The organism is Tardiphaga sp. 215_C5_N2_1, assembly GCF_052076055.1.
Classification (GTDB): Bacteria; Pseudomonadota; Alphaproteobacteria; order Rhizobiales; family Xanthobacteraceae; genus Tardiphaga; species Tardiphaga robiniae.
The window spans coordinates 6,565,941-6,578,799 of record NZ_CP197240.1 but is presented as its reverse complement, the minus strand read 5'-3'; the positions used below and the strand labels follow the sequence as shown (position 1 = coordinate 6,578,799).

Below are 12,859 nucleotides of genomic sequence, written 5' to 3'. Positions count from 1 at the left end.
CGCGAACCGGTGCCCACTTCGCTCGACAACGCTCTAGTGCCGCGTTGCGGACTCATCGGTGGCATCGAGCAGTGCTTCGGTGAACGGAAATTCAAGCACGATCTCGCCGTCCTTGTCCGTGACTTCCAGCACCGCTTTGAGCAGATCGCTCGGCGTGCCCTCGGAGCGCAGCAATTGCAGGATCATCGACCGCGCCACATCCCAGGCATGATCGGGATTCCGCAGCTCCTCGCCTTCGGGATCGACCACCAGCTCGTCGTTGATGCGTGTGTTGAAGAAATAAAGCGGCATGGCAATTCTCTTGGCACTGGGCTTGGGCGCGGACGCAGAAGACCTCAGACCACGCGAATATCCCGGAAGATGCGGCGGGCTGAGTACGAATCAATGCCTTTCAACCGAAGGCCTTCGCTATCTATGGAACGTTCTCGCCATTGCAATGTTGCAGCGCAATCGATTGTGCATTGCACGCATATTGTACCCCTATCGCTTCACATTGTGATGACGAAGTTGTTGGCGAACCTTTGAGCAGGGATTAGAGTTGTGGTTATGCAGTACCTGACTGCAGAGAAGCGGGAGATAAATATGGCCTGGAAAGCACCGAAGATCGTCGAAGTTGCAGTCGGCATGGAAATCAACATGTACGCCTGCGCAGCGCGCAAGTAAGACTTGAGCTCACGCTAAGATCTTAAGTTTTGGGGGCGCCTTCGTCACTGACGGGCGCCCCGCGTCTTTTTACGAGACGCGAATTGGCCGGGATTCAGGGCGATCTCATGTTGCGTGTTGTCGTTCTTGGAGCCGCGGCCGGCGGCGGTGTTCCGCAGTGGAATTGCGGATGCCGGATTTGTCGTGCGGCGCGCAGCGAGCGACCCGAACTGCAGAGCGGCCAGGCCTCTATCGCGGTGTCGGCCGACAATGCCAACTGGTTCCTGATCAATGCCTCGCCCGACCTGCGACAACAGGTCACCGATACGCCCCAGCTTCATCCCCACCCCGATCATGTCAGACACTCGCCGATCGCAGGCGTGATCCTCACCAATGGCGAGGTCGATGCGGTGGCGGGGCTCTTGTCGATGCGGGAAGGTTCGCCATTTACAATCTATGCGCACACACGTGTGCTGGCGATCCTGAAAGCCAACAGCATTTTCAACGTGCTCTCGGACAAGAATGTGCGCCGCGAAGCCATCGAGATTGATACGTCTTTCGAACCGAAGCTGCAGGATGGCACGCCGTCCGGCCTGGAGGTGTTGCCCTTCACCGTGCCCGGCAAAAGCGCGTGGTATCTCGAAGGCCAGGCGCATCCGGCCGGTGAAGATGGCGACGGCGACACGCTGGGTCTGCGAATTGCCGAGAAGGCCACCGGCAAGTATTTCTATTTTATCGCGGCCTGCGCGCGGGTAACGCCCGAACTGAAACAACGCATTTCCGGCGCGCCGCTGGTGTTCTTCGACGGCACCGTATGGCGCGACGACGAGTTGATCGCGGCGGGATTGGGCCAGAAAACGGGCCAGAGCATGGGGCATCTGTCGATGTCCGGCGCGCAGGGCGCGATCAGCGAACTGGCTGATGTCGGCATCGCCAGAAAGTTCTTCCTGCACATCAACAATTCGAACCCGGCGCTGCTGCATGATTCCACTGAGCGCGCCGCATTGACCACCGCCGGCTGGCAAATCCCCGGCAATGGCATGGAGATCACGCTGTGAACGCACCCAGTGCAAACACGCTCGGCGACAGCGCCATTTCCGCCTATTCGATTTCGCTAGGGGTGCCGCTGGACAACGCCGCGCAACTGGAAGAGACGCTGCGCCATATCGGCGCGACGCGCTATCACAGCCTGCATCCGTTTCATAAGCTGCTGCATGGCGGCAAACTCAACAAGGGTCAGGTGCAGGCCTGGGCGCTGAACCGCTACTATTACCAGAGCACGATCCCCATCAAGGACGCGGTGGTGATCTCGCGCTTCCGCGACCGCGCGACGCGGCTGGAATGGCGGCACCGGATCGAGGATCACGACGGTGATACCGGCGCAGAAGGCGGTATCGAGCGCTGGCTGAAGCTCACCGAAGGGCTCGGCCTCGACTCAGCCTATGTGGAATCCACCGAAGGCATCCTGCCGGCGACGCGTTTTGCCGTGGAGGCCTACGTGCATTTCGTGCGCGACAGGACGCCGCTGGAGGCCATCGCCTCGTCGCTAACGGAACTGTTCGCCCCCAACCTGCATGAAGAGCGCATCTCTGGCATGCTGAAGCACTATGACTTCGTCAATCCGGACATCATGAGCTATTTCAGCCGCCGCCTGACCCAGGCGCCCCGCGATGCCGGCTTCGCGCTGGATTACGTCAAGCAGCATGCCACGACGCCGGCCGAGCGCCGCGCGGTTTGCAATGCACTGATCTTCAAGACCAATGTGTTGTGGGTGCAGCTCGATGCGCTGTATCATGCCTATGTGGACGGCCATGTGCCGCCGGGCGCGTTCGTCCCGGCCAAGTAAGAAGGCAACGATGACGGAGTTGCGCAGCAATCGTCGGATCAGTGTCAGCGAGGCGAGCAAGCCGGTCTTGCCGCGCCACGCCAAGCTGAAGTTCGACGAGACGCGCCAGCGCTGGGTGATCCTGGCGCCGGAGCGCGTGCTGGCGCCGGACGATATCGCCGTCGAAATCCTCCAGCTTTGCGATGGCGAACGTAACGTCGCCGATATCATCGACCTGCTGGCGGCGAAATACGCCGCGCCGCGCGACGATATCGGCACCGATGTCGTGGCCATGCTGCAGGACCTCGCCGACAAGGGCTTTCTCACGCAAGCGCGGGAGAAGACAGCATGAGTCCTACGCTTACCGACGCCAGTCCCGTCTTCACCGATCCCGCCGACAGTCTCGCGATCATGGAGCGCACGCGCTCGACCGCGGAAACCTTCGGCATTCCCCTCGCCGTGCTGGCCGAACTCACCCATCGCTGCCCGCTGCAATGTCCATACTGCTCCAATCCCGTGGAACTCGACCGCGGCAGCACTGAGCTGACCACCGACGAATGGAAGAAGGTGCTGTCCGAGCTCGCCGAAATCGGCGTGCTGCAGATCCACTTCTCCGGCGGCGAACCGACCGCGCGCAAGGACATCGTCGAGCTGGTGCAGCACGCGACGGATGTCGGCCTGTATTCCAATCTCATCACCTCGGCGGTGCTGCTGACGCGCGACAAACTCTCCGCGCTCGCCGATGCCGGGCTGTGCCATGTGCAGATCAGCTTCCAGGGCAATGAGCCCGTGGTGGCGGACCGCGTCGGCGGCTATCGCAATGGCCACGTGAAGAAGCTCGAAGTCGCCAAATGGACGCGCGAACTCGACCTGCCGCTGACGGTGAATGCGGTGATGCACCGGCAGAACCTGCATCAGCTCGCCGACATCATCCAGATGGCCGTCGATCTCGATGCCGACCGGCTGGAAGTCGCCAATGTGCAGTATTACGGCTGGGCGTTGAAGAACCGCGCCGCCCTGATGCCGACCATCGACCAGATCGACGAGACCAGCCGCATCGTCGAGGACGCGCAGCTGCGCCTGAAAGGCATTCTCGATATCGACTATGTCGTGCCGGACTATTACGCGCTGCGGCCGAAGAAATGCATGGGCGGCTGGGGCCGGCAGTTCTTCAACATCTCACCGGCCGGCAAGATCCTGCCGTGCCATGCCGCCGAGACCATCACCGGGATGGAATTTGAATCCGTACGCTCCAATCATTCGATCGCCTGGATCTGGCAGAACTCGGAAGCCTTCAACCGCTATCGCGGCACCGGCTGGATGCCCGAACCGTGCCAGAGCTGCGCGTTCAAGGAAGTGGATTTTGGCGGCTGCCGCTGCCAGGCCTTCGCGCTGACCGGCGATGCCGGCAATACCGACCCCGCCTGCACGCTGTCACCTGTTCACGCCGAAATCTTCAAAATGGCCGAGACGGAATCCACTGAGGGCCGCGACCGCTTCATCTATCGCAACTTCAAAGGCGGCACGCTGGAGCCGGACGCGGACGACGTCCATGGCCGCTGATGTCCCCGCCCCGGCGAGCGCCGATCTGTTCGCGCCGCTGACCTCGGAACATCTGGATGTCGGCGACGGCCACGCAATCCATGTGGAGAGCGTCGGCCGCAGCGACGGCATTCCCGCAGTCTATCTGCATGGCGGCCCCGGCTCCGGCTGCCAGCCCGATCACCGCCGGCTGTTCGATCCGCAGCGTTTTCACACCGTTCTGTTCGATCAGCGCGGCGCCGGCCGCAGCAAGCCGAAAGGGCTGCGCGAGGCGAACACGCTGCCGCATCTGATCGCGGATATGGAAACGATCCGCACCCAATTCGGCTTCGACAAATGGCTCGTGGTCGGCGGCTCATGGGGGGCGACGCTGGCGCTCGCCTATGCGCAGGCCCATCCGGATCGCGTGACCGGCATCGTGCTGCGCGCAACGTTTCTCGGCACGCGGGAAGAATTGCATGATGTCTTCAACGTCATGTTGCCGCGGCATTATCCCGGCCTGCATGGAGATTTTCTGAGCGCCCTTGCCGAAGCCGAGCGCGCCGATCCGCTGCCGAACTTCTATCGCCGCATTCTCGATGCCGATCCGGCCGTGCATGTCCCGGCGATCCGCGCCTGGGGCGGCACCGAAGCCATCCTGTCGGAAATCGCGCCGAAGCGCACGCGGCTCGACCGTGCCGAACTCGGCAACACCACGCGGATGATGCCGGCGACACCCGCGATGGAAGCGCATTACTTCAAGCACGACTGCTTTATGCGGCCGCAGCAGCTCATGGAAGACGCCGGCAAACTCACCGGCATTCCCGGCGTCATCATTCAGGGCCGTTACGACTTCCTCTGCCCGCCCGCGACATCGCACGCCCTGGCCAGGCGCTGGACGGATGCTGAGGTGCGCATCGTTGAAAGCGCCGGTCACAGCCTGTATGACCCCGGCATGCGCGATGCGGTGATGAAGGCCATCGCCGATGTCGCGTCGAAACTGAAATAGGACTTCTGGAATGCCGATCAAAGGCACGGGAATGCTGATGACGTCGATGGATATCGACGCCAGCCATGAGCAGGAATTCAACCAATGGTACGACCGCGAGCATCTCGCCGAGCGCGTCGCCATCGAGGGCTTCGTCGAAGCCCGCCGCTATGTGGCCGTGAACGCCAGGCCGAAGTATCTCGGCCTGTATTCGACCGCGACATTCGACGTGCTGGACAGTGATGCCTATCGCACGGCGCTGGCGAACCAGACCAAGTGGTCGCTGACCAATATCGGCCGTTTCCAGAACATGCTGCGCTCGGTGGCGCGGATCACTGTCAGTCGCGGTCAGGGCCGCGGCGCGGCGCTGGGTCTGGTGCGCATCCGGCCACCCGCCGAAGGCGCTGACAAACTGCGCAGCGCTATCGAAGCACAGCTCGACCCTGGCGATATCAACGGCATCATCTCGATGCATCTGATGGAGAGCGATCCCCGGCTGTCGAAGCCACTGACCGACGATCCCGCCGCACCCAATCCCGCGGCGCGCGACTGGTATGTGATGATCGACGGGACGGATGTCGAAGCCGTCGCTGCGACCATGAAAGGCCGCTTCACTGCGGCCATTGCAGCGGCAAAGGCAGAGCTGATTTCCGAGGGGACCTACCGGCTGATGTGGGACCTGGCGAAGAGCGATCTTTGAATTCACGGTCGACGCGACGCTACCTAACCTCTCCCCGCTTGCGGGGAGAGGTCGGAGTCGGCGCGCAGCGACGGCTCCGGGTGAGGGGGAGTTAGAGGTGAAGCTCAGCAAAAGCCCCTCACCCCACCCTCTCCCCGCAAGTGCGGGGCGAGGAAGTGCATCGACCGCGCCCAGCATCGATTGAACGCATCCCGCTTCTGACGCGACCAAGGTGAACTGGCCCGCAACGGGCCGCCTCACCTTGCGAGACGTCGATGACCATCCGTGTGCTGTCCCTTGTGGTTCTCACTACCGCTTTGATCATGAGCGGCCCGCTGGCGCGCGCCGAGGACGAACCGGCCAAGGTCGATGCGGTGAAGGCAGCCGAATTCAACAAGCGCATGTTTGCCGGCCCGCTGGGTCCGAAGCTGACCTATGCCTGCTTCGTCCGGCGCTATGACGCCGAGCATTTAGCGCGGCACCCTAAGCAGAAGGTCAGCACCATGAAGCTGCTGGTCGTCGCCGGGCATCCGCCCGAGGAAAGCTATACGCCCTACTCGTTCCGGCTCGGATTCAAATATCGCCATCGCAAAGGCGACTGGGATTCCAGCGGCTCCTGCGGCCAGATCCAGGATACCGACAAGGGCCAGGAGGTGAAGTTCGCATGCAGCGTCGATTGCGATGGCGGCGGCATTGCGATCGGCCTGGCCAAAGACATCGACGCAACGCTGGTTCGCGTCGAGCGCGTCCGCATCTGGCAGAACAGCAAACCCGATGAAGAACCAGGCGCCGACGCGCTCACCGGCGGCGAAGACGACAAGATTTTCCGGCTCGATCGCACGAGTCTGAAGGAATGTGAATCCTTGATCACAGACCGCAAGGAACTCGCAGCGATGCGCAGCAAGTAAGCGTGATTGACGCCAAATCGGAGCCAACCATGAATCGACGCAGCCTATTGTGGACCGCCCTGTCGACGGTCGGCGCGGGACTATTGGCATCGCGAGCGAGTGCCGCGACGGCCGACCAGAAGCCGCCTGCCAAGCTCAAGGTCGTCTATCATCTCGCCGATGCCGACCGGGTGAATTTCGCGCTTGGCAATATCCAGAACCATTTCGACGGTGTCGGCGGCCCCGACAACGTTACCATTGCACTGGTCGTGCTTGGCCCGGCGCTGAAGTCATTTGCCCGGGCTTCCGCCAATCCCGACATCACCGCACGGGTTAACAAATTCACCAAGGCCGGCCTGCAACTGGCCGCCTGCGGCAACACCATGAAGGCGCAGGATGTGACGCTGGACGGCCTGCTGCCGGGCTTCACCATCGCCGACCGCGGCGGCGTGGTCCGGATCGCGGAGCTGCAGTCGCAGGGCTATCTGTATATTCGGCCCTGACTCCCTTCGCCGTCATTGCGAGGAGCCCTTGCGACGAAGCAATCCAGTCTTTCTTCGCTTGTGCCCCTCTGGATTGCCGCGTCGCTTCGCTCCTCGCAATGACGTGAGGGCTGGAGGCGCTCCCCAACCCACAAAACCGACGCACAAAATTTGCACAATTGTCATGCCGCCGGGCCAATCTGGCGAACACGGAATTGCGATCCGGCTCCCGCGCCCTGAATGGAACCGTTCGGCTTGCCATGCGTATGGGTTTGGGGCGATCATTGGAACCGGGCCGCGGAACGTTTCGCGCGGCGATCGGCCTTTTGATAATTGTAAGCAGAACAAGGCATCATGAATCCCGTCAAAGCACTCGAATCTCACGGTCAGGCCGTCTGGCTGGACTTCCTCGCCCGCGGCTTCGTCGCCAAAGGCGACCTCAAGAAGCTGATCGACACTGACGCCGTGAAGGGCGTGACGTCGAACCCGGCGATCTTCGAGAAGGCGATCGGAAGTTCGGACGAATATGATGCCCCGATTGCCGAGGCGTTGAAGTCCGGCGACAAGTCGCCTGCCGACCTGTTCGAGCACATTGCCGTCGAGGACATCCAGCACGCCGCCGATGTGCTGAAGCCGGTCTATGACAAGATGAAGGGCGATGATGGTTTCGTCAGCCTGGAAGTCTCGCCTTATCTCGCCAATGACACCAAGGGCACGGTCACTGAGGCGGAGCGCCTGTGGGCGAGCGTCAAGCGCCCAAACCTGATGGTGAAGGTGCCGGCAACGCCGGAGGGGCTGCCCGCGATCCAGCAACTGATCGGCGAAGGCATTAGCATCAATGTGACGCTGCTGTTCGCGCAGAAGACCTATGTGGAGGTCGCCGAGGCCTATCTCAACGGTCTCGAAAAGTATGTCGCCGGGGGCGGCGATCCCTCGCATGTGGCGAGCGTTGCGTCCTTCTTCGTCAGCCGCATCGATGCGCAGGTCGATAAGCAGCTCGACGACAAGATCGCCAAGGCCAATGATCCATCCGAGAAGGCGCGGCTCAAGGACCTCAAGGGCAAGGTGGCCATCGCCAATGCGAAGCTCGCCTATCAGGAATATCTGAAACTGTTCGCCGGCCCGCGCTGGGAGAAGCTCAAGGCCAAAGGCGCAAAACCGCAGCGCCTGCTCTGGGCCTCCACCGGCGTGAAGAGCAAGGACTATCGCGACACGCTCTATGTGGAAGAGCTGATCGGGAAGAACACCGTCAACACTGTGCCGCCCGCCACGCTGGACGCGTTCCGCGACCACGGCGAGGTGCGCGACAGCCTCGAAGAGAATGTCGAGGATGCGAAGAAGGTGCTCGCCGATCTCGCCAAGACCGGCATTTTGCTCGATGCGATTACGACGCATCTCGTCGAGGACGGCGTCAAACTGTTCGCTGACGCCGCCGACAAGCTGTACGGCGCGGTGGCGCACAAGCGCGCGACGTCGCTGGGTAACGGGATCGGATCGCAGAAGCTGGCGCTGGGCGACGGCTTCACAAAGAAGGTCGCAACCTCGACCGAAGACTGGCGCGCGTCCGCAAAGATCCGCCGGCTCTGGCACAAGGACAAGTCGGTCTGGACCGGATCGGATGAAGACAAGTGGCTGGGCTGGCTGAACAGCGCCTTTGACGAGAAGGCCAAGCTCGCCGACTACAACGACTTCGCCAAATGGGTGAAGGCGCAGGGATTTACCGATGCGGTGGTGCTCGGCATGGGCGGCTCGAGCCTCGGGCCGGAAGTGCTGGCGCAGACTTTTGCCAAGGTGTCGGGATTCCCGAAACTACATGTGCTGGATTCCACCGATCCCGCACAGGTGCGCGCCATGGGCGCTGCAGTGACCATTGCCAAGACGCTGTTCATCGTCTCCAGCAAGTCCGGCGGCACCACCGAGCCGAACGTGATGAAGAACTATTTCTTCGACGAGGTGACCAAGGCGGTCGGCGCCGACAAGGCCGGTTCGCATTTCGTCGCCGTGACCGATCCCGGCTCGTCTTTGGAGAAGGTCGCCAAGACCCAAAAGTTTGCGCGCATTTTCCATGGCGATCCGACCATCGGCGGGCGCTATTCGGTGCTGTCGCCGTTCGGCCTTGTACCAGCCGCTGCAGCGGGCGTCGACCTCACCAAACTGCTGGATCTCACGCTGTCGATGGTCCGCTCCTGCGGACCGGACGTGCCGCCCGCTGAAAATCCCGGCGTCCAGCTCGGACTCGCGATGGGCAATGCCGGCCTCGATGGCCGCGACAAGGTCACCATCCTGTCCTCAAAGAAGATCGCCGATTTCGGCGCATGGGCCGAACAGCTCATCGCCGAATCCACCGGCAAGGATGGCAAGGGCCTGATCCCGATCGATGGCGAGACGCTGGGCGAGCCCTCCGTCTATGGCACCGATCGCTTCTTCATCGACTTGCGCACATCGGGCGAAGACGACAAGGCCCATGACGACAAGCTCGACGCGCTTGAAAAGGCCGGTCATCCCGTTGCGCGCATCGTGATGCCGTCCATCGATCATCTCGGCCAGGAATTCTTCCGCTTCGAGATCGCGACGGCTGTCGCGGGTTCGGTGCTCGGTATCAACCCGTTCAACCAGCCGGACGTGGAAGCCGCCAAGATCAAGACGCGCGAGCTGACCGAATCCTTCGAGAAGACCGGTTCGCTGCCGCCGGAGACGCCGGTGGTGTCGTCGAAGGAGGCCGATCTCTATACCGACGACAGCAATGCCGAACTGTTGAAGAAGGCCGGTGCCAATGGCGATCTGACCTCGTGGCTGAAGGCGCATTTCCGCCGGATCACGCCCGGCGACTATGTCGCGCTGCTCGCTTATGTCGAACGCGACGGCGAGCATATCGACACGCTGCAGCACATGCGGATGGCGGTACGCGACAGGAAGAAGGTCGCGACCTGCGCCGAATTCGGACCACGCTTCCTGCATTCGACCGGTCAGGCCTACAAAGGCGGACCCGATACCGGCGTGTTCCTGCAGATCACAGCTGACGATGCCAAGGATCTTGCCATTCCCGATTACCGCGCCTCGTTCGGTGTCATCAAGGCGGCACAGGCGCGTGGTGACTTTGGCGTGCTGACGGATCGCAACCGCCGCGCCCTGCACATCCATCTCAAGGGCGATCTCAAGGCCGGACTTGCTGTTCTCGACAAGGCGATTACTGCCGCATTGAACTAAACGACGATCCGCATGGCCCGGACATTGCTTCGGGTCATGCGCAATCAATAAAGGACATCACACAATGCAGCTCGGCATGATCGGTCTCGGCCGAATGGGCGGAAATATTGTCCGCCGCCTGATGAAGAACGGTCACAGTGCCGTGGTCTATGACAAGGACGCCAAGGCCGTCAGCGGCCTTGCCTCCGAAGGTGCCACCGGCGGATCGTCGCTCGAAGATTTCGTGAAGAAGCTCGACAAGCCGCGCGCGGTCTGGGTCATGCTGCCGGCCGGCAAGATCACCGAAACCACCATCGATGCGCTGACCAGGCTGCTGGAGCCCGGCGATACCATCATCGATGGCGGCAATACCTTCTGGCAGGACGATGTTCGCCGCGGCCAGGCGCTGAAGGAGAAGGGCCTGTATTACATCGACGTCGGCACGTCCGGCGGCGTCTGGGGCATTGATCGCGGCTATTGCATGATGATCGGCGGTGAAAAGAGCGTCGTCGATCGGCTCGATCCGATCTTCAAGACACTGGCGCCGGGCATCGGCGACATCCCGCGCACGCCGGGCCGCGACAACAGCGATCCCCGCATCGAGAATGGCTATATCCATGCCGGCCCCGTCGGCGCCGGCCACTTCGTCAAGATGGTCCATAACGGCATCGAATACGGATTGATGCAGGCCTATGCCGAAGGCTTCGACATCATGAAGAACGCCAATATCGAGGCGCTGCCGGAAGCGCATCGCTTCGATTTGAATTTGCCAGACATCGCCGAAGTCTGGCGCCGCGGCAGCGTGATCCCGTCATGGCTGCTCGACCTCACCTCCTCCGCGCTCGCCAAGAATGAGACGCTGGATACCTATTCGGGCTTCGTCGAGGACTCCGGCGAAGGCCGCTGGACGGTGAATGCCGCCATCGACGAGGCAGTGCCCGCTGAGGTTCTGACTGCTGCGCTGTTTGCGCGGTTTCGCTCCCGCAAGGAGCACACATTTGCAGAGAAGATTCTATCCGCGATGCGCGCCGGTTTCGGCGGCCACAAAGAGCCCGATCAGCATCCGGATCCAAAACGGCAGGACGCGCCTGATATCATCAAACCAAAGGCGTAGCCCGCATGACCGAGATACAAGCTCCAGGCCCTGCCAAATCCAAGAAGAAGCCAGACCCTTGCGCATTCGTGATCTTCGGCGTCACCGGCGATCTCGCCCACCGGCTGGTCATCGCGGCGCTGTATAACCTGCAGGCGGCCGATCTTCTGCCGGAGAAATTCTGCGTCGTCGGCATCGCCCGCAAGGACATGACCGGCGCGGAACTCCGCGACGACCTGATGAAGGGCCTGAAGCAATATGCGACGCGCCCGGTTGACGACGCCATCGCGCAGAAGCTGCTCAATTGCGTCACCTGTATCGAGGCCGATCCGGGCGAGCCGGATTCCTTTGATCGCATGCGCGACCAGCTCGACAAACTCGAGGAAGCGCGCGGCACCGGCGGCAATCGCCTGTTCTATCTGGCGACGCCGCCTTCGGCCTTCGCGCCGATCGCGCGTCAGCTCGGCCGCACCGGCATGCTGAAGGAAAACGGCTCGTGGCGCCGCCTCGTGGTCGAGAAGCCGTTCGGCACCGACCTTGAATCCGCGAAGAAGCTGAACAGTGAACTGCTCGGCCTGATGAACGAGCAGCAGATCTACCGGATCGATCACTATCTCGGCAAGGAGACGGTGCAGAACATCCTGGTGCTGCGCTTTGCCAATGGTATGTTCGAGCCGATCTGGAATCGCAACCATATCGACCACGTGCAGATCACCGTGGATGAGAAACTCGGCGTCGGCCATCGCGGCTCGTTCTACGACGCTACCGGCGCACTGCGCGACATGGTGCCGAACCATCTGTTTCAGCTGCTATCGCTAGTCGCGATGGAGCCGCCCGCGCGTTTCGAGGCCAATGCGGTGCGCTCCGAGAAGGCCGAAGTGCTCGCCGCCGTCACCACGCAGACCGAAGCCGAAGCACTGCAGAATTCGGTTCGCGCGCAATATGTCGCCGGCCATGTCGGCGATACCGATATCGGTGACTATCTGAAGACCAAGGACGTCAAGGATGGCAGCACCACCGAGACCTATGCAGCGATGAAGCTGTCGATCGACAACTGGCGCTGGGCCGGCGTTCCCTTCTATCTGCGCACCGGCAAGGCACTCGGCATCAAGCGCACCGAAGTGGCGATCAAGTTCAAGCAAGCACCATTCGCCATGTTCCGTGACACGTCGGTGGAAAGCCTCGCCGAGAATTTCCTCGTCATCGCCGTGGAGCCGAATGAAGGCATCTCACTGAAGTTCAACACCAAGGTGCCCGGTCCGGCCGTGGAGATCGACGGCGTCGAGATGAAGTTCCGCTACAAGGACTACTTCCAGGCTGCGCCAGCCACGGGTTACGAGACGCTGATCTATGACTGCATGATCGGCGACAACATCCTGTTCCAGCGCGCCGACAGCGTGGAAGCCGGCTGGCGTGCCGTGCAGCCGTTCCTCGATGCCTGGAAGAAGGCCGGCAAGGACGGGCTCAAGACCTACAACGCCGGCAGCGAAGGTCCCGAGGAAGCCGACGACCTGCTCAAGCGCGATGGTCGTAGCTGGCGCGTGCTGAGCTAACGC

Annotated in this window: 13 protein-coding genes; 12 read left to right on the top strand and 1 reads right to left on the bottom strand. The window is 61.9% G+C overall.

The annotated features are described in order from the left end of the window. Positions 1-33 precede the first annotated feature (33 nt). The gene (locus AB7828_RS31040) at positions 34-291 is read right to left on the bottom strand and encodes a DUF6894 family protein (RefSeq protein WP_441232158.1); all 258 of its coding nucleotides are present in this window, start codon (positions 289-291) and stop codon (positions 34-36) included. 291 nt (positions 292-582) lie between these two features. On the opposite strand from AB7828_RS31040, the gene pqqA reads away from it, so the two are divergent. The 12 genes from pqqA (at position 583) to zwf (ending at position 12,856) form a co-directional block, all read left to right on the top strand. Further along, positions 583-663, top strand: a complete 81-nt coding sequence (gene pqqA, locus AB7828_RS31035) for a pyrroloquinoline quinone precursor peptide PqqA (RefSeq protein ID WP_089267584.1) — start codon at positions 583-585, stop codon at positions 661-663. A gap of 107 nt (positions 664-770) precedes the next feature. Next, positions 771-1,700, top strand: a complete 930-nt coding sequence (pqqB, locus tag AB7828_RS31030) for a pyrroloquinoline quinone biosynthesis protein PqqB (RefSeq protein WP_441232358.1) — start codon at positions 771-773, stop codon at positions 1,698-1,700. Positions 1,701-1,735: 35 nt separating this feature from the next. Then, positions 1,736-2,488, top strand: coding sequence for a pyrroloquinoline-quinone synthase PqqC (gene pqqC, locus AB7828_RS31025; RefSeq protein WP_441232357.1), 753 nt, complete (start codon positions 1,736-1,738; stop codon positions 2,486-2,488). A 10-nt stretch (positions 2,489-2,498) separates the two neighbouring features. Next, on the top strand, positions 2,499-2,819 hold the full coding sequence (gene pqqD / locus AB7828_RS31020) for a pyrroloquinoline quinone biosynthesis peptide chaperone PqqD (RefSeq protein ID WP_441232157.1): 321 nt from the start codon (positions 2,499-2,501) through the stop codon (positions 2,817-2,819). Then, complete coding sequence (pqqE, locus tag AB7828_RS31015; RefSeq protein WP_441232156.1) at positions 2,816-4,030, top strand: pyrroloquinoline quinone biosynthesis protein PqqE; 1,215 nt, start codon at positions 2,816-2,818, stop codon at positions 4,028-4,030. The genes pqqD and pqqE overlap by 4 nt, the downstream gene beginning before the upstream one ends. After that, positions 4,020-4,997, top strand: coding sequence for a prolyl aminopeptidase (gene pip, locus AB7828_RS31010; protein ID WP_441232155.1), 978 nt, complete (start codon positions 4,020-4,022; stop codon positions 4,995-4,997). The genes pqqE and pip overlap by 11 nt, the downstream gene beginning before the upstream one ends. Before the next feature lie 10 nt (positions 4,998-5,007). Next, positions 5,008-5,676, top strand: a complete 669-nt coding sequence (locus tag AB7828_RS31005) for a hypothetical protein (protein ID WP_441232154.1) — start codon at positions 5,008-5,010, stop codon at positions 5,674-5,676. Positions 5,677-5,930: 254 nt separating this feature from the next. Next, positions 5,931-6,563 carry a hypothetical protein gene (locus AB7828_RS31000; RefSeq protein WP_441232153.1) on the top strand — a complete coding sequence of 211 codons (633 nt, stop codon included), beginning with the start codon at positions 5,931-5,933 and terminating at the stop codon, positions 6,561-6,563. Positions 6,564-6,592: 29 nt separating this feature from the next. Beyond that, positions 6,593-7,045, top strand: a complete 453-nt coding sequence (locus AB7828_RS30995; protein ID WP_441232152.1) for a DsrE family protein — start codon at positions 6,593-6,595, stop codon at positions 7,043-7,045. 333 nt (positions 7,046-7,378) lie between these two features. Continuing rightward, complete coding sequence (locus AB7828_RS30990; protein WP_441232151.1) at positions 7,379-10,231, top strand: bifunctional transaldolase/phosoglucose isomerase; 2,853 nt, start codon at positions 7,379-7,381, stop codon at positions 10,229-10,231. Between the two features lie 64 nt (positions 10,232-10,295). Continuing rightward, positions 10,296-11,324, top strand: a complete 1,029-nt coding sequence (gene gnd, locus AB7828_RS30985) for a phosphogluconate dehydrogenase (NAD(+)-dependent, decarboxylating) (RefSeq protein WP_441232150.1) — start codon at positions 10,296-10,298, stop codon at positions 11,322-11,324. Between the two features lie 5 nt (positions 11,325-11,329). After that, positions 11,330-12,856 (top strand): glucose-6-phosphate dehydrogenase, encoded by a 1,527-nt coding sequence (zwf, locus tag AB7828_RS30980; RefSeq protein ID WP_441232149.1) that lies wholly within the window; start codon positions 11,330-11,332, stop codon positions 12,854-12,856. The last annotated feature ends 3 nt before the right edge of the window (positions 12,857-12,859 follow it).

What these genes read in the sequence shown, in the direction of transcription:
- pqqE (WP_441232156.1), top strand. Translation starts at nt 2,816, where the DNA reads ATGAGTCCTACGCTTACCGACGCCAGTCCCGTCTTCACCGATCCCGCC.
- AB7828_RS30995 (WP_441232152.1), top strand. Translation starts at nt 6,593, where the DNA reads ATGAATCGACGCAGCCTATTGTGGACCGCCCTGTCGACGGTCGGCGCG.
- pqqB (WP_441232358.1), top strand. Translation starts at nt 771, where the DNA reads ATGTTGCGTGTTGTCGTTCTTGGAGCCGCGGCCGGCGGCGGTGTTCCG.
- AB7828_RS31000 (WP_441232153.1), top strand. Translation starts at nt 5,931, where the DNA reads ATGACCATCCGTGTGCTGTCCCTTGTGGTTCTCACTACCGCTTTGATC.
- pqqA (WP_089267584.1), top strand. Translation starts at nt 583, where the DNA reads ATGGCCTGGAAAGCACCGAAGATCGTCGAAGTTGCAGTCGGCATGGAA.
- pqqD (WP_441232157.1), top strand. Translation starts at nt 2,499, where the DNA reads ATGACGGAGTTGCGCAGCAATCGTCGGATCAGTGTCAGCGAGGCGAGC.
- zwf (WP_441232149.1), top strand. Translation starts at nt 11,330, where the DNA reads ATGACCGAGATACAAGCTCCAGGCCCTGCCAAATCCAAGAAGAAGCCA.
- AB7828_RS31005 (WP_441232154.1), top strand. Translation starts at nt 5,008, where the DNA reads ATGCCGATCAAAGGCACGGGAATGCTGATGACGTCGATGGATATCGAC.
- pip (WP_441232155.1), top strand. Translation starts at nt 4,020, where the DNA reads ATGGCCGCTGATGTCCCCGCCCCGGCGAGCGCCGATCTGTTCGCGCCG.
- AB7828_RS30990 (WP_441232151.1), top strand. Translation starts at nt 7,379, where the DNA reads ATGAATCCCGTCAAAGCACTCGAATCTCACGGTCAGGCCGTCTGGCTG.
- AB7828_RS31040 (WP_441232158.1), bottom strand. Translation starts at nt 291, where the DNA reads ATGCCGCTTTATTTCTTCAACACACGCATCAACGACGAGCTGGTGGTC.
- gnd (WP_441232150.1), top strand. Translation starts at nt 10,296, where the DNA reads ATGCAGCTCGGCATGATCGGTCTCGGCCGAATGGGCGGAAATATTGTC.